The 16248-nt window shown below is 36.0% G+C and carries 11 protein-coding genes; 8 read left to right on the forward strand and 3 right to left on the reverse strand.

Annotation, left to right across the window (positions count from 1 at the left end):
- Positions 1 to 220: 220 nt before the first annotated feature.
- A complete protein-coding gene (locus tag DYR29_RS22155; protein WP_213278565.1) occupies positions 221 to 2959 on the forward strand; it encodes a fibronectin type III domain-containing protein in 2739 nt (912 codons plus the stop codon).
- 175 nt (positions 2960 to 3134) lie between these two features.
- On the opposite strand, the gene DYR29_RS22160 is transcribed toward DYR29_RS22155, so the two are convergent.
- A complete protein-coding gene (locus DYR29_RS22160) occupies positions 3135 to 4676 on the reverse strand; it encodes a membrane-binding protein (RefSeq protein ID WP_213278566.1) in 1542 nt (513 codons plus the stop codon).
- 381 nt (positions 4677 to 5057) lie between these two features.
- Here DYR29_RS22160 and DYR29_RS22165 point away from each other — a divergent pair, with 381 nt between their 5' ends.
- On the forward strand, positions 5058 to 5759 hold the full coding sequence (locus DYR29_RS22165; protein WP_149388075.1) for a CoA transferase subunit A: 702 nt from the start codon (positions 5058 to 5060) through the stop codon (positions 5757 to 5759).
- Between the two features lie 47 nt (positions 5760 to 5806).
- On the opposite strand, the gene DYR29_RS22170 is transcribed toward DYR29_RS22165, so the two are convergent.
- Positions 5807 to 7609: an ABC transporter ATP-binding protein gene (locus DYR29_RS22170; RefSeq protein ID WP_213278567.1), complete on the reverse strand. Its 1803-nt coding sequence runs from the start codon at positions 7607 to 7609 to the stop codon at positions 5807 to 5809.
- 122 nt (positions 7610 to 7731) lie between these two features.
- Here DYR29_RS22170 and DYR29_RS22175 point away from each other — a divergent pair, with 122 nt between their 5' ends.
- Positions 7732 to 8385, forward strand: a complete 654-nt coding sequence (locus tag DYR29_RS22175; protein ID WP_047376943.1) for a CoA transferase subunit B — start codon at positions 7732 to 7734, stop codon at positions 8383 to 8385.
- A gap of 607 nt (positions 8386 to 8992) precedes the next feature.
- Here DYR29_RS22175 and DYR29_RS22180 read toward each other — a convergent pair.
- Positions 8993 to 9805 carry a DUF4197 domain-containing protein gene (locus DYR29_RS22180; protein WP_213278568.1) on the reverse strand — a complete coding sequence of 271 codons (813 nt, stop codon included), beginning with the start codon at positions 9803 to 9805 and terminating at the stop codon, positions 8993 to 8995.
- Positions 9806 to 10037: 232 nt separating this feature from the next.
- Between DYR29_RS22180 and DYR29_RS22185 the strand changes: the two genes are divergently transcribed.
- The 5 genes from DYR29_RS22185 (at position 10038) to DYR29_RS22205 (ending at position 16243) form a co-directional block, all read left to right on the forward strand.
- On the forward strand, positions 10038 to 12299 hold the full coding sequence (locus DYR29_RS22185; RefSeq protein ID WP_213278569.1) for a glycoside hydrolase family 20 protein: 2262 nt from the start codon (positions 10038 to 10040) through the stop codon (positions 12297 to 12299).
- Positions 12300 to 12327: 28 nt separating this feature from the next.
- Positions 12328 to 13038 carry a hypothetical protein gene (locus DYR29_RS22190; RefSeq protein WP_213278570.1) on the forward strand — a complete coding sequence of 237 codons (711 nt, stop codon included), beginning with the start codon at positions 12328 to 12330 and terminating at the stop codon, positions 13036 to 13038.
- Positions 13039 to 13053: 15 nt separating this feature from the next.
- Positions 13054 to 13692 carry a Crp/Fnr family transcriptional regulator gene (locus DYR29_RS22195; protein ID WP_213278571.1) on the forward strand — a complete coding sequence of 213 codons (639 nt, stop codon included), beginning with the start codon at positions 13054 to 13056 and terminating at the stop codon, positions 13690 to 13692.
- A 250-nt stretch (positions 13693 to 13942) separates the two neighbouring features.
- The gene (locus tag DYR29_RS22200) at positions 13943 to 14737 is read left to right on the forward strand and encodes a sulfite exporter TauE/SafE family protein (RefSeq protein ID WP_213278572.1); all 795 of its coding nucleotides are present in this window, start codon (positions 13943 to 13945) and stop codon (positions 14735 to 14737) included.
- A gap of 84 nt (positions 14738 to 14821) precedes the next feature.
- A complete protein-coding gene (locus DYR29_RS22205; RefSeq protein ID WP_213278573.1) occupies positions 14822 to 16243 on the forward strand; it encodes an MBL fold metallo-hydrolase in 1422 nt (473 codons plus the stop codon).
- The last annotated feature ends 5 nt before the right edge of the window (positions 16244 to 16248 follow it).

Consider the following 16248-nt stretch of genomic DNA (forward strand, 5'->3'; position numbering starts at 1 on the left):
GTACAAAATACTTTTTGAATATGCCAAATAATTAATGTACTAAAAACTATAATTTTTTCATTCCGGTTTTGCTAAAAAATTAACGGTTTCTTTAAAGTACCATCAGACAGAGTTTATATGGGAATTCTACTTTTGCCCGAAGTAAAAAATCCGAACAACGATTTTTTAAATTCCTGATTCACAATTTAAAACTATATGTTATTTTAAAACTAAAGCTATTATGAAACATTATTTCTTCTTTTTTTGTTTCGCGGTCCAGATGGCTTTCGGGCAGGTTTTGTTTCCCTATTTACAAAATCCAACCCCGAATTCTATGATCGTCAATTGGAAAACAGCTTCCAATAATGAAACAACCGTGATCTACGGAGATTCTCCAACGAATTTGAACGTGACAGTAACAGGAACTACCAATATCTTTTCAGATACAGGGTACAACAACAACTATTATTATCATACGGCAAAGGTTACCAATCTGCAGCCGAATACGAAATACTATTATAAGATAAAAACAGGTACCAGCGAGTCTGCTGTCTACAATTTCAGAACGCTTCCTTTGCCTGGACAGGCTGTAACGGCTAATGGAAAGATCCGTTTCCTTATTATGGGGGACAACCAGATTAAAGCTGAGCCCAGATATGATACGCTTACTTTGAATGCCTATAAAAAATTAAAAGAAAAATTCGGAGCCGCTTCAGATCCGTCCGATAATGTTGCTCTTACTTTTATGGTGGGTGATCAGGTGGATGTAGGAACATTGGATCATTATGAAAATGTTCACTTTAAAAAGAATATCAAATTATCACCGTATCTGCCAATCCAGACAACAGTAGGAAATCATGAAACCTATGGAACGATGGGAATGAATTCTTACTATGCTCATTTTTATATTGATGAAATTAGTTATAAAGGAATAAACTCAGGAAATGAAAATTATTATGCTCAGCAGGCTGGGAACGTTTTGTTTGTAAGTTTAAGTTCTGAACATACAGGATCAGCACAGCAGACATGGCTTCAGCAGATCTTAACAGCAGCTAATAATGATACTACAGTAGACTGGATTATTTCTTTAAGCCACAGACCTTACCAGGCTGAACAATATGTGGGAGATATCTCTACATGGGTAAGAGAAAATGCCGTACCACTTCTGGTAACTTCAGATAAATATTTAATGCACGTGGGAGCTCACCATCATTTATACCACAGAGGACAGCTTAAAAATACACCAAACTATCAGATTATTTCCGGTGGAACGGCTTGGGATCAGTATTGGGGAATGTCTAATGAAAAGGATTTTGATGATGTTCAGAAAACTTTGACAGACTGGACGTATCAGATCGTAGAAGTAGATGTTCCGACAGGAAAAGTGGATATTGAATGTTATTCTATCGGAGGAGTTTACAATAAGAAAAATAATGTACTGGTAGATTATTTCCACAGGTATAAAAATCAGCCTAAACCGGCAAAACCATCCATTACAAACAATTTCTCAGGGGCTATTACTTTACCTTTGACATTAAATGGAAGTGCATTTGCCTCTTCAAATAATGAATTGCTGAACACAACGCAGTTCCTGATCAGTAAGACATCCAGTTTTTCTGTGATTGAAAAAGAATTTTACCGCGATTTTGAAAACTGGTTTGGAAAAGACGGAAACGGAACTCCGGATAAAACCAAAAACCTGAATGATGGCGTAGACATTACAAAAGCAACATTGGCTGCTAACTCTATTCCAAACGGAATCTATTACGTGAAAACGCGTTACAGAGACAGAAACCTGGAGTGGAGTGACTGGAGTGATGTAAAGCAGTTTGAAATCACCGGAAGTGTTGTTTCAAATCCTACATTTACTTTAAATAAAACAGAATATGCCCAAAATGAAGCGATTACTGCTACTTTCACAGGAGGTCCGGGGAATCAGCAGGATTGGGTAGGAATTTATAAAAAAGGACAAACGCCGGCCACTACTACTTCACAGGTATACAGTTATACTAACGGACAGGTAGCAGGAACGGTTACTTTTAATAATGGTATGGCTAATAAAGGTCAGTATTTTGCAGGATTTTTTGCTAATGGTGGTTATACAGAAATCACTCCAAGAAAAAATTTCTATGTAGGACCGAAAGTTCAGTTGCAGACAACTTCTGATACGTATCCGGTAGGAGGAACGGTTGTTCTTAATTTTACAGACGGACCCAACTTACAGAAAGACTGGATCGGAATTTATAAAATGGGACAGACTCCGGGAACTACAGCTTCTATCAAATGGAGCTATGTAACAACTGCATCAGGAACGCTTAATTTCACAGGCCTTCCGAAAGGATATTATTATGCTCAGTATCTGCTAGAAGACGGATATAACGGAATCGGGGAGAAGGTATTCTTTAAAGTAGGGGATATCGTGACTGATTTGTGGATCAATAAACCGGTATATACTTTAGGTGAAAATATTACGGCTTCATGGACAGATTCTCCGGGAATTATTAAAGACTGGCTGGGAATTTACCCGCAAAGTGTCCAGACACCGGATGATAACTTCGTTTCTTATACCTATTTTGACGGGGTGACTCAGGGAACAAAAACAATCCAGGGAACAGCAGTTCCTGCCACACCAGGAAACTATTATATGGTCATGTTTACCAATGATTCTTATACAGAAGTTTCAAACAGAGTACAGTTCCAGGTAACTTCACCAACATTAGGAACTGAGGAAACCAGAAGTACAGAGAAAAATGTAGTGTTGTATCCAAATCCGACCAAACCGGGACAGCCTACTTTTATCAAAAGTGATTATCCGATTGAGAAAATCGAATTGGTTTCAGCTTCAGGAGAACTGCTTTATGTATCGAAAAATATCAATAACCAACGTTTCTCTTTGGTGAATGAAAATCTTCCGGCAGGCGTTTATTTTGTAAAAGTACACGGAAGAAAACTATTTACTTTAAAGCTGATCATTCAGTAAGGTAAACTAAAACACAACTATAACGGAGAGGCTGTCAGTAATGATAGCCTCTTTTTATGGATGTAAATGATTATAAAATTATCCATAATTATCTGTGAAAATCTGTGCCCATCTTTGGTTAAATAAAAAAGCGATTCCAAAAAATGAAACCGCCTTTGATATATAGTTGTGGTAATTAGTCAAATAGATGGTACAGATCATCCTCGCTGATCAGCGTCTGGTTTTCAGCAGAAGCATTTTCCTCCTGAGCGTCGGCCAGCGTTTTAGTTTCCTGAATGAGCTTTCCATCCATATTATAAAGTTTTAACAAGATCCATTTTCCGCTGCGTTCAAGTTCTTTAGCTCCATCCCATGTTTTTATTCTGATTTTTCCGCTTTGAATAATACCTGCTTTTACAGAAGACTTATTGGCAGGCTTTCCTTTTACATACTGTGTGATTTGTGCTGTGAAGGAATAATCTTCCCCGTCTTCACTGATAGGTTGTGTAAATGTATATAAGATAGTGCCTTTGGGGTCATAAACAGTTGCATCATATCCTGTTTGTTTAGCGTTCAGCTTTTTTTCAAAACTCAGCTTCGTATTATTACCTTCAAAAAAGCTTTTGATATTTACGATAATACCTTCCTTATAAACTGTTTCATTAAAGCCTTCATAAGTAGTACCATTATAAGGGATGCCATCTTTATATGTTAATGTAGATTTCAGCTTTCCCTCCGGGGAATAATATTTAATTTCCTGGATAAGATCATCTTTTAAAAATTGCTCGGAGGATAACTTTCCGTCTTCATCAAAATATTTACTGGTTACCTTTGAGCCTTTTTCATAAGTATCAATAGAGGAAATCTGTGAATATTCATAAGCCAGATGATAATCATTCCCGTCCATTGGATTATAAATATCATTTTCCTTATCATATTGGTAGATCAGATGACCTATTTTTTTACCCGACTCATCATAAGTGGTTTTATAGCCATCTTTTTTATTCATTTTCTGTTCCTGTAAAATCTTTCCGGTTTTGCTGTAGACAACGCCTTCCTTTACACTGCCGTCCTTTCTGTATTTTTCTATCTTAGAAATCCTCATTGGACTGGAATAATAATCCACCACCATATTTTCACCCGAACCGGAGGTCGTATTGCTGCCAAGATATTTTCCTTTTTCACCGTAATATTTTGTTTCAGTGTTGCTGTCCTTATCAATGATGGTTTCATTTCTGATGCCTTTAATGTCATTATCATAAACGGTTGTTTTTACAGGCGTTGAGTTTTCATATTCAACCAGAATATTAAAATCCATTCCCTCCTCAGCGTCTTTATAGCTGAACATCTTTCCTGAAAAATTTCCATCAGCTTTATAGACCACATCTTCTGTCAGCCTGCCATTCATATCATAAGTCTGGGCAGGGCCAACCTGCTGTCCGTTGGAATAGGTGGCGAAATTCAAAACCTTTCCTTCAGGAGTGTACCAGGTCACTTTTCCGTCAAAAACTTCACTGTTTGGAGTTGTGTCAGAAGCCAGACCTTCCATCTGTAGTTTGCCGTCTTTATAGAAATCCTTGATAAGAGTGAGCTTGCCTTTAGGAGTTGTTTCACGGTAATATTCCATGTTGTCCTGAGTGGTCTTTTCCCAGTTTTCATCGAAATAAGTTTTTTCCTGTGCATACACATTGATGCTGAGTACCAAGGCAAGTAATGCTGAGGTAAATAATTTTTTCATGTTTTTATTTAAAGTTTGATTTTGATATGATTAATGTGATGATACATATTGAAATGTTTCTCTGAAGAGATCAGAAGAAGTAAAGGGCAATCATGCTCTGCCGTAAAATAATTTTTATATTAAGTTGTGTTTAAAATCAATGATACCCGAAATAAAATAGACTGTATTTCTGGATTTGAAGCCTCAAATATATATCAATTTGATGAGAAATACCATAAAAAACGAACAGACTTGTTCATTTTTGTTGATAAAATTCTGATTTTTAAAGTTTTAAATGTTGAAAAAAAGGATTGAAAGAAGTATTCAATTCAGGACGATTTCCGGTCGTGGGATATACCGGAAAATTTATTAAATTTAGCCAACAGAAAAATCTAATATTTCATGATAGATAAAAGAGTAAAAAATGCAAAGGAGGCCATCGAAGGAATTCAGGATGGAATGACACTGATGCTTGGCGGATTCGGACTTTGCGGTATCCCTGAAAACTCAATCAATGCTTTGGTAGAAAGTGATGTGAAAGATCTTACCTGTATTTCAAACAATGCAGGAGTAGATGATTTCGGATTAGGATTACTGCTTCACAAAAGACAGATTAAGAAGATGATTTCCTCTTATGTAGGAGAAAATGCTGAATTCGAAAGACAGATGCTTTCAGGTGAGCTGGACGTAGAACTTACTCCACAAGGGACTTTAGCTGAAAAATGCAGAGCTGCCCAGGCGGGAATTCCAGCTTTTTACACACCTGCAGGTTACGGAACTGAAGTAGCAGAAGGAAAAGAAGTAAAAGAATTCAAAGGAAAACCTCATATTCTGGAACATGCTTACGATGCAGACTTTTCTATCGTGAAAGCATGGAAAGGTGATCATGCCGGAAACCTTATCTTCAAAGGATCTGCAAGAAACTTCAACCATCCTATGGCGGGTGCTGCGAAGATCACCATTGCGGAAGTAGAAGAATTGGTAGAACCGGGACAATTGGATCCAAACGAAATTCATATTCCGGGAATCATGATTCAAAGAATTTTCCAGGGAGAAAAATTTGAAAAAAGAATTGAGCAGAGAACAGTAAGAACTAAAGAATAAGCCCAAATAATAAACAAGAAGCGCTGAAAATATTTTCAGCGCTTTTTTTATGCTTGAGGAACTTGTGTTTTCCTTTCCCCGATTTGTTGTCTCCACATGGCGTAATAAAGTCCCTTTTCGGCAATCAGATTGCTGTGGGAACCTGTTTCTACTACCTGCCCGCGTTCAAGTACATAGATCTTATCAGCATGCATAATCGTACTTAAGCGGTGTGCAATAAGTACTGTAATCTGTTCCCTTTCTTTTGATATGTCTTTGATAGTCGTAGTAATTTCCTCTTCAGTAATACTATCCAATGCAGAAGTAGCTTCGTCAAATATCAGAAGATGAGGTTTTCTTAAAAGAGCTCTTGCAATCGCTATTCTTTGTTTTTCACCGCCACTCAGTTTCAGACCGCCTTCACCAATAACTGTTTCAATTCCTTTTTCAGCTCTTTCCAGCAATGCTGTACAGCTCGATTTCTGTAAAGCAACAGCCAGTTCCTCTTCAGTAGCTGAAGGATTTACGAAAAGAAGGTTTTCTTTAATAGTTCCTGCAAATAACTGGGTATCCTGCGTTACAAAACCAATCTGATTTCTCAGTTCATCAAAATCAAATTCCTTTCCATTAATTCCATTGTAAAAAATATTTCCTTCCTGAGGCCTGTACAATCCAACCAGCAGTTTTACCAATGTACTTTTTCCGGAACCACTCGGTCCAACGAAAGCAATGGTTTCACCGTTTTTAAGATCAAAAGAGATATTATTTAAAGCTTTATACTGGGCAGACTGATGTTTGAAAGAAACGTGTTTGAATTCCAGTTCTTCAATAGCACCAATTTGTTTCGGATGAAGAGGTTTTTCCTCTACTTCTTTTTTCATTAAACGGTCAAAATTCTGAAGAGATGCTTCAGCTTCACGGTAAGAAATAATAATGTTTCCAATCTCCTGCATTGGTCCGAAAATAAAGAAACCGTAAAACATCAGTGACAGATATTGTCCTGGAGTTACAATATTTTTAAAAATCAAATACAATAAAGTCAGGGTAATCATCTGCTGGAGAAAATTCACCATCGTTCCCTGGATAAAACTTAAAGAACGTATACTTTTCACCTTTCTTAATTCAAGACCGAGGATTTTATAAGTATTGTTATTTAAACGGATCACTTCCTGATTGGTTAATCCTAAACTTTTGACAATTTCAATATTTCTTAAACTTTCTGTAGTACTTCCCGCTAAAGCTGTGGTCTCGGTAACAATATTTTTCTGAATTACTTTTATTCTTTTACTCAATAAATTGGTAACAATAGCAATAAAGAATATTCCACAGATATAAACCGGCATAATAGACCAATGTAATCGGATTGCATACACCGAAACGAAAATAATGCTCACCAGAATCCCGAAGAAAATATTAATGAAATTTGTGATAAATTTTACAGTGTCTTCTCTTACTTTCGTTAAAATTGATAGGGTTTCACCACTTCTCTGATCTTCAAACTCCTGAAAAGGCAACGCCATGGAATGCTTTAAACCATCTGTAAATATTTTTGCACCAAACTTCTGGGTGATGACACTTACCACATAATCCTGGAAAGCCTTGGCAATTCTACTCACCATTGCCGTTCCGATAAGAAGTCCCAGAAAATAAAAAGCACCATGATATACAGAGCTTCCATATAAATATTCATTAAGATTTCTGGGTAATAATTTTTCTTTATCAAAAAAATTAGGATGAGTAACCAGCTGGTCAAGGATATTTCCTGTAATAGCAGGAGCAAATAAAGAGAAAACCTGATTGATAGTAGCCAAAAACAATGAAATGAGAATCAGCCACTGATAAGGTTTAAGATATTTAAAAAGTATTTTCATTCTGTTAAAATAATGGAGCAAAATTACAGATATTATTTTAACTAACAGTGTTAATTATTGAATACAACAAAGCCCTTTTGTATTCAAGTGAAAATAATTAAATTGCAGTCTAAGTTTTTATTATGCTTACAAAAGAACAAATTGCCAAAAGAATTTCAAAAGAACTCAAAGATCGTTATTATGTAAACCTGGGAATTGGGATTCCTACTTTGGTTGCCAACTATGTTCCGGAAGGTATTTCCGTAGAATTCCAGAGTGAGAATGGAGTTTTGGGGATGGGGCCTTTCCCTTTTGCAGGAGAAGAAGATGCTGATATCATCAATGCCGGAAAACAGACTATTACTATTTTAGAAGGAGGTTCATTCTTCGATTCAGCATTCAGTTTCGGGATGATCCGTGGTCAGAAAGTTGACCTTACCATCCTTGGAGCAATGGAAGTTTCGGAAAACGGAGATATTGCCAACTGGAAAATTCCGGGAAAAATGGTGAAAGGAATGGGTGGTGCAATGGACCTTGTGGCTTCTGCTGAAAATATTATTGTTGCAATGATGCACGTAAACAAAGCGGGAGAAAGTAAAATCCTGAAGAAATGTACGCTTCCTTTAACTGGTGTAAACTGTGTGAAAAAAGTAGTAACTGAATTAGCTGTTCTGGATGTAACTCCGGCTGGTTTCAAACTGGTGGAAAGAGCACCGGGAGTTTCAGTAGAAGATATTATTAAAGCTACAGAAGCAGATCTGATCATTGAAGGTGAAATTCCTGAAATGCAGTTCTAATCTGATTACAATATAAAAAATTTCGGCCTCACAAAGTGAGGCCGAAATTTTTTATAAGATGTGAAATAAAACCGACATCGGAACTCGGAGCGTCAAAAAAATAATTCCTGTGAGCGTTAAGAAAATTCTATTGTCCGAAGCGCGAGACTAGTTACGAATCGATTCAACAATAATGAATTCGCGCAAGTTTAGAATTTTTAGAGAACAGGAATTATTTTTAGCGAAGAGGTCCAGGTCTTGAATTTTGTTTCTTTGTTTCAAGACAAAAAAATTAAAGCAAAAAAAAACGATGCGTTTGTCATTTAGAATTAGACAAATAGTTCTAATAATGACTTTAAAAGCGACATCGGAACTCGCAGCGTCAAAAAAATAACTCCTGTGAACGTTAAGAAAATTCTATTGTCCGAAGCGCGAGACTAGTTACGAACCGATTCAACAATAATGAATTCGCGCAAGTTTAGAATTTTTAGAGAACAGGAATTATTTTTAGCGAAGAGGTCCAGGTCTTGAATTTTTGTTTCTTTTGTTTCAAGACAAAAGAAATTTAAAAACAAAAAAGCTGCCTCATCATGAAACAGCTTCTGTATTTAGTCTAATATTATCTTATTTATTTCTCATCCTGCGCCCCAAACACCTTCTGCAAAATGCTTGTCGTTCTCATTGCAGGAGTATTTCTGATTCCGCTTTCTTTATCTGCAACCATTTTGAATACACCATTGATGGTTTCTGTAGTAACATATTCGTTAAGATCTGTTGTTACAGATTGTCCTGTAAAAGTATTGTATTTTGAAATCAGGTTTTTCCAAAGCGTATCAGCACCTACTTTTCCTAATGATGCCTTTACTTTAGGCTGGAAAGCACTGAACAGCTGGCTCTGGGTTTTCCCCTGAAGATAACTTGTTGCTGCATTATTACTGCCCAATAAAATATTCTTGGCATCTGTAATGGTCATGGAAGTAATGGCATTGGTGAAAATAGGAGCAGCTTCTGTTACGGCATCTTCAGCAGCTCTGTTTAATAATTTTACGCCTTCATCAGCAAGACTTCCCATACCGATGGAACGTAAAGTGGTATCAATCTTTCTTAATTTTTCTGGCATTAAAATTTTTACCGCTTCATTTTTGAAAAAACCATCCGTAATCGCCAGTTTTTTGACTCCGTCCGTTACTCCCATACTTAAGGCTTCTTTTAATCCTGAAGAAATCTGGGTAGAGGTAAGGTTTCCAAGATTAGCAGATGATTTATTAGTCTGAGTGGAAGTTGTGGTTGTGGTGGTAGTTTTAGCACCATTATTTTTTACGGGAACATTCAGATCTACGCCTGTTTTATCTTTAACGGCAGATTTTATGATATCGAAAATTTGTGCCTGTGTTGACATTGAGAATAATAATCCGACTGCCAGGAAAAAGTTTTTTTTCATCCTATTTTTTTACAAATTTAAATCTTTTAATTTTTTTAAGTCGACTAAGTTGATCAAAAAACAAACCATAATGTACAGAATATAATAGAATAATATCTAAGAAAATAATTTGGCAAACGGTAAATTGTCCATTCACAAGAAACTAACAATTTAAGATGTTTAAATTTTGTTTTTAAAAAGGGCTAAGAGTTTTGAAAAATAATTATCTTAGCTCAAATCTTAATTTCATCCAATGATACGGACTTTTTTAGTATTTTTTGTATTGATTTCAAATGTAATTTTTGCCCAGAATAAATTGAATCTAATCCCTTATCCTCAAAAAGTTGAATTTTCACAGGGTGAATTTATAATCCCTGAAACTCTGCTATTAAGCAGCAATTTACCAAAAGAGGAAACAGGGGTTTTCAAAAAAAGGTTAGGCTCTGGGTTTAAATTCCAAGAAATTCAAAAAGATGGTGGAAGCCATTTGACCTATTCTATAATTCCTGTAGCTCCAACAGATGCAGAACAGAAAAAAGAATATTATTCAATAGGAATTTCTCCTAAGCAGATTCATATAAAATCTTATACTAAGCAAGGTTATTTTCTGGCACTGCAAACATTGATTCAGGTTTTTGAGCAGTATAAAGAGAGTAAGAAAATTCCGGCTTTAAAAATTGAAGATCAACCGAAATTTGCATGGAGAGGAATGCATCTGGATGTCTGCCGCCATTTTTTCACAGTAGATGAAGTGAAGCAATATATAGACTATCTGGCAATGTACAAGCTGAATACTTTCCACTGGCATTTAACAGATGATCAGGGATGGAGAATTGAAATTAAAAAATATCCAAAACTGACTCAGATAGGTTCAAAACGTAAAGAATCAATGATCGGGGCTTATGTTGATAATACTTTTGACGGGAAGCCTTACGGACCTTATTTTTATACTCAGGAACAAATAAAAGAAGTAGTAAAATATGCTCAGGACAGACATATTACAGTAGTTCCGGAAATCGAAATGCCTGGGCATGCTTTGGCCGCATTATCTGCATATCCTGAACTGGCCTGTACAAAAGGCCCTTTTGAGCCTGCTACTAAATGGGGCGTTTTTGATGATGTTTTCTGCCCGAAAGATGAAACATTTACTTTCCTGGAAAATGTTTTGGATGAAGTGATGAAGTTATTTCCATCCAAATACATTCATATCGGAGGTGACGAATGTCCGAAAACGCGATGGAAAGAATGTGCGCATTGTCAGGAATTGATTAAGAAAAATAACTTAAAAGATGAACATGGTTTACAAAGCTATTTTATTCATAGAATTGAAAAATATGTCAACAGCAAAGGACGAAAAATCATTGGTTGGGACGAAATTTTAGAAGGAGGGCTGGCACCCAATGCTGCTGTGATGAGCTGGACTGGTGTAAACGGTGGTATTGAAGCAGCAAAATCAAAACACTTTGCCGTAATGACTCCCGGAGCATACTGTTATTTTGACCATTATCAGGGAGATCCGCAGTCTGAGCCTAATGCTTTTGGTGGTTTTACTCCTTTAGACAAAGTATATTCTTACAATCCTATTCCTTCCGAACTGAATGCCGAACAGGCGAAATATATTATGGGAGTTCAGGCTAACTTATGGACGGAATATATTTTAGACTTTAAACAGGTTCAATATATGATCTTCCCAAGATTAATGGCACTTTCCGAAGTGGGTTGGGGAACCTCAGATCCTAAAAATTATAAAGAGTTTGAAAACAGGGTGATCAATCAGTTTAAAGTTCTGGATAAGATGAAGGTGAACTATGCAAAAAGCATTTATAATATCACCGGAAAAGTAATTCCCTCAAATAATGGGATTGCTTATGAACTGTCTACCTCACAGAACTCAAACGGAATCAGATATACTTTAGACGGAACAGATCCTTCGATCAACTCTAAAACTTATGAGAAAATGGTTCAGATTCCTAATTCTTTAACGATAAAATCAGCTTATTTTGAAGATGGCCAGCTGAAAAGTGCTGTTTCTACCCAGCAATTTACCATTTCAAAAACTACTGGGAAAAGCATAAGTCTTGAACAGCAGCCAAGTGAAAATTATTCTTTTGGAGGTGCTTTTACTTTGGTAGATGGTATTATCGGAAATGTAAAACAGCTTGGTAAAACATGGCTTGGCTTCCAGGGGAAAGATGTTGTGGCAACCATAGATTTTGGTCAGAAAACAGCTTTTTCCGAAGTTTATTTCAATACCCTAGAAAATAAAGGAAGCTGGATTCACCTTGCAAAATCTGCGAAAATTTTCGTTTCTGATGATAATAAGAATTTTAAAATGATCAAGGAAATTGGCACTGCAGAAATTCAAAATGCCAAAGGGAAAATCAGATTGAATGTAGGAACACAGAATGCAAAATATCTGAAAGTAAGCATTGAAAATGCGGGCATTATTCCGGCAGGAAATCCTGGAGCAGATTCAAAGGCATGGCTGTTTGTAGATGAAATTGGCGTAAATTAGCCTTATTAGTTGCAATATTATCAGACTTATGTACAAATCAATTTCCTTCATTTTATTGTTTTTTTTTATGTTTTCATGTAAGCCTGAGAATGTAAAAGCAAAAGAATTTAAAATAGGAAAAGTTAGTTTTAATTATCCTTCTGATTGGAAATTAATAGAACCAAAGATGATTGATTCTTATAGTGCATATTTAACTAATAATGAAGATACTATATTTATAAATTATGGAAGATATAATCATAAAATTTACAAAAATAAATTAAGTGAGAATTTAAGGGAACAAATTGAAATAAATGGGAGAGAAGCCGTAATTGAAATACCAAATTCTAAACAAGGATTTTATAATATTTATGTTCCAAAATTAGATTCATTAGATGGAGTTATTATATCATCATCTTCATTAAAAGATAGGAAAAAAGTTGCTACAATATTATCTGGTTTTAAAATAGACAATATTGGCAATTCAAATATTTTAGATAAGAAGAATTTCTCAAACAAAAACAAAGAAACTGGATTAACTAATTATGAATACAATTGCTTAAGCTGTCATTCTGAAAATAATCGAGTTATTGGTAGGTCATTAGATAAAGCTTTTATAAATTCCAAGAGCAGTGAATGGCTGACAAACTATCTATACTCAGATAAAAAAAGTTATTATACTGATATTAAATGCTTTCAATTTGATAAAAAAGATTCGATATTAGTAAATCAAATGGTAAATTACCTAAAACATAAATAATTTAGAATTAAAATTATGCAGGACAATACCATACTTTCTTCCGAATTTTCATCACCAGATCTGGTAGAAAAGCTGTATCAATATGGTACAACGAAAAATTACCATGAAGGAGATATCATCTTAGATGAAAATGCTTCCATTCGTTCTATTCCTATTGTGATGAAAGGAATGCTGAAGGTCATCAGGACTGAAGAAGACGGACGTGAAATTTTACTATACTACATCAAAGCGGGAGAAAGCTGTATCATGTCTTTTCTTGGTGGAATGCATAACGAAAAAAGCATCGTAAAAGCCGAAATCGAAGAAGATGCGGAAATTCTTTTTTTACCGGTAGACAAAGTATCTTTATTCATCAAAGAGCACCCGGAATGGTTAGACTATATCTTCAGATTGTATCATAAAAGGTTTGAAGAACTATTGGATATCATCAATGCGATTGCTTTCAAAAAAGTAGATCAAAGACTGCTGAATCTGCTGCAGAAAAAATCTGAACTTACCCACTCTGAAACCATCACTACAACTCATGAACAGCTTGCAAATGAGCTGGGAACTGCAAGAGTAGTAGTCTCGAGGCTCCTCAAGCAACTGGAAGAAGACGGAAAAGTAAAGCTGGGCAGAAACAAAATTACCCTCCTGAAAACCCTTAATTCATAAACGATACCTCATTTTAATCAAGGGCACTCACATTCCCCTCCTTTGGTGGGGTGGCGAAAATTCAGAGAATTTTTGACGGGGTGGTCAACCTGTCATTGCGAACCAAAGGAGAACCAATCTCGGGTAATTTTCTTGTGTTCTTTGTAAACATATTAGTGTTCATTCGTTTTAAACCTTCCTTATGTAACAAAAGTAGCTGTAGCCTTCCTTTCACTTTCCCATTTTTGCATCAGAATATTTGAATAGTAAAATGGAAATTATAGGGTATGCAGCAGCAGTTTTAATCGGGATTTCTCTCGGTTTGATCGGAGGTGGGGGAAGTATTCTCACCGTTCCGGTCCTTGTTTATCTCTTTGGTCTCGATGCCTTTCTGGCAACGGAATATTCCCTTTTTATAGTGGGAATAAGCAGTCTTGTTGGATCTGTTTCGTATTTTAAAAAAGGGTTGGTCAATTTTAAGATGGCAATGATATTCGGAATTCCTTCTGTGCTTTCCATCTTTTTAACCAGAATATACCTTCTCCCTTTAATTCCGGAAGAGGTATTCAGAATACAGAACTTTACCATTACCAGAGACATTTTTTTATTATTGATTTTCGCAGGCCTGATGATTCTGGCTTCTTATAAAATGATAAAGGGCAATGCTTCAGAAAAACTTTCAGAAAGAGCTGCAGATAAGAATAATACTTTGCTGGCTGCAGGACAGGGTTCTGTTGTGGGTGTTCTAACCGGATTGGTAGGAGCAGGAGGTGGTTTTATGATTATTCCGGCATTGGTTAACCTCTTAAAAATTCCCATGAAGATCGCGATAGGGACTTCTTTAGTCATTATCTCCTTCAATTCTTTGATAGGCTTTTTTTCTTCTGCAAATCACGTAAAAATAGAGTGGAAACTATTGATTTCTATCGCGACAATTGCTGTTGCAGGAATTATAATAGGTTCACAGCTATCAAAAAAGATAGATGGAAAAAAACTAAAACCGGCATTCGGATGGTTTATCCTGATCATGGGTATTTACATTATTACCAAAGAAATATTTCTTTAAATCTCTTATGTAACAAAAGTAGCTGTAGAGGAAAAAAGAAAGCGGGAGATTTGTATCAGATAACAACATCAAAAAATAGAGACAATGAAAATAAAACAGATTTATACAGGATGCCTGGCACAGGGAGCTTATTATATTACTTCAGCAGGTGAGGCGGCAATTATCGATCCTTTAAGAGAGACACAACCTTATATCAACAGACTGAAGGAAGATGGAGTAGAATTGAAATATATTTTTGAAACCCATTTTCATGCTGATTTTGTCAGCGGACACCTTGATTTAAGCAATAAAACCGGAGCTCCGATTGTGTATGGCCCAACTGCAAAACCAGAGTTTGAGGCTATCATTTCAGAAGATCATCAGATATTTGAAATAGGAGATATTACAATCAAGGTTCTTCATACACCAGGGCATACTCTTGAGAGCTCATGTTATTTGTTGATAGATGAAAATGGAGATGAAAAAGTATTATTTAGCGGAGACACTTTATTCCTGGGAGATGTAGGCCGTCCGGATCTTGCACAGAAAGGAGCGAATATGACTCAGGAAGAACTGGCAGGACTTTTATATGACAGTTTGTATCATAAAATTTTGCCTTTGGATGATGATATTACGGTATATCCTGCTCATGGAGCTGGTTCAGCCTGCGGTAAAAATATGCAGAAAAAAACGGTAGATACACTGGGAAACCAGAAAAAGACCAATTATGCTTTGAATCAAAAGGACAGACAGAGTTTTATAAAAGAAGTAACAGATGGACTTTTGCCTCCTCCTGCTTATTTTGGAATGAATGTTATGATGAATAAAAAAGGATACAGCAGTTTTGATGAAGTTCTTTCAAAAGGATTGCATGCACTGGCTCCGGAACAGTTTGAGGAAATTGCTGAAGCTTCAGGAGCTCTGATTTTAGACGTGAGAGACAATCATGAATTTGCCAAAGGTTTTATCCCGCAGTCGGTCAATATAGGACTGGACGGTGATTTTGCCCCTTGGGTAGGTGCTTTAATTGCTGATGTGAACCAACCTATTCTTCTGGTAACGGGAAAAGGAACCGAAGAAGAAGCCGTAACGAGATTAAGCAGAGTAGGGTTCGATCATATTTTAGGATTTTTGAATGGAGGTTTTAAAGCCTGGGAAAAGAGCGGAAAAGAAACTGATTTTGTCAACCGTATCTCTGCAGAACAGTTTGAAACCGAGGTAAAAGAAAAAGAAGCAAAAATCATTGATATAAGGAGAGAAAGTGAATATAATGCTGAACACATTCATGAAGCTTACAGCATGCCTTTAGCGTATATTAATGAATGGATTAATCGCTTACAGCTTGAAGAACACTTTTATATGCATTGCGGAAGCGGATATAGAAGTACAATGGCTGCAAGTATCCTTCAGGCAAGAGGGTATAGGAATTTCACAGAAATTGAAGGAGGTTTTAAAGCTATTTCATTGACAAGTATTCCTAAAAGCGACTTTGTGTGTCAAACTAAAATTTTAAATAAATTAGATTAAAAAAA

Source organism: Chryseobacterium indologenes (assembly GCF_018362995.1).
GTDB classification, from domain to species: Bacteria; Bacteroidota; Bacteroidia; order Flavobacteriales; family Weeksellaceae; genus Chryseobacterium; species Chryseobacterium indologenes_G.

Excerpts from the sequence above, each read along its gene's own strand:
- DYR29_RS22160 (WP_213278566.1), bottom strand. The coding sequence starts at position 4,676 with ATGAAAAAATTATTTACCTCAGCATTACTTGCCTTGGTACTCAGCATC.
- DYR29_RS22165 (WP_149388075.1), top strand. The coding sequence starts at position 5,058 with ATGATAGATAAAAGAGTAAAAAATGCAAAGGAGGCCATCGAAGGAATT.
- DYR29_RS22190 (WP_213278570.1), top strand. The coding sequence starts at position 12,328 with ATGTACAAATCAATTTCCTTCATTTTATTGTTTTTTTTTATGTTTTCA.
- DYR29_RS22175 (WP_047376943.1), top strand. The coding sequence starts at position 7,732 with ATGCTTACAAAAGAACAAATTGCCAAAAGAATTTCAAAAGAACTCAAA.
- DYR29_RS22185 (WP_213278569.1), top strand. The coding sequence starts at position 10,038 with ATGATACGGACTTTTTTAGTATTTTTTGTATTGATTTCAAATGTAATT.
- DYR29_RS22200 (WP_213278572.1), top strand. The coding sequence starts at position 13,943 with ATGGAAATTATAGGGTATGCAGCAGCAGTTTTAATCGGGATTTCTCTC.
- DYR29_RS22205 (WP_213278573.1), top strand. The coding sequence starts at position 14,822 with ATGAAAATAAAACAGATTTATACAGGATGCCTGGCACAGGGAGCTTAT.
- DYR29_RS22170 (WP_213278567.1), bottom strand. The coding sequence starts at position 7,609 with ATGAAAATACTTTTTAAATATCTTAAACCTTATCAGTGGCTGATTCTC.
- DYR29_RS22180 (WP_213278568.1), bottom strand. The coding sequence starts at position 9,805 with ATGAAAAAAAACTTTTTCCTGGCAGTCGGATTATTATTCTCAATGTCA.
- DYR29_RS22195 (WP_213278571.1), top strand. The coding sequence starts at position 13,054 with ATGCAGGACAATACCATACTTTCTTCCGAATTTTCATCACCAGATCTG.
- DYR29_RS22155 (WP_213278565.1), top strand. The coding sequence starts at position 221 with ATGAAACATTATTTCTTCTTTTTTTGTTTCGCGGTCCAGATGGCTTTC.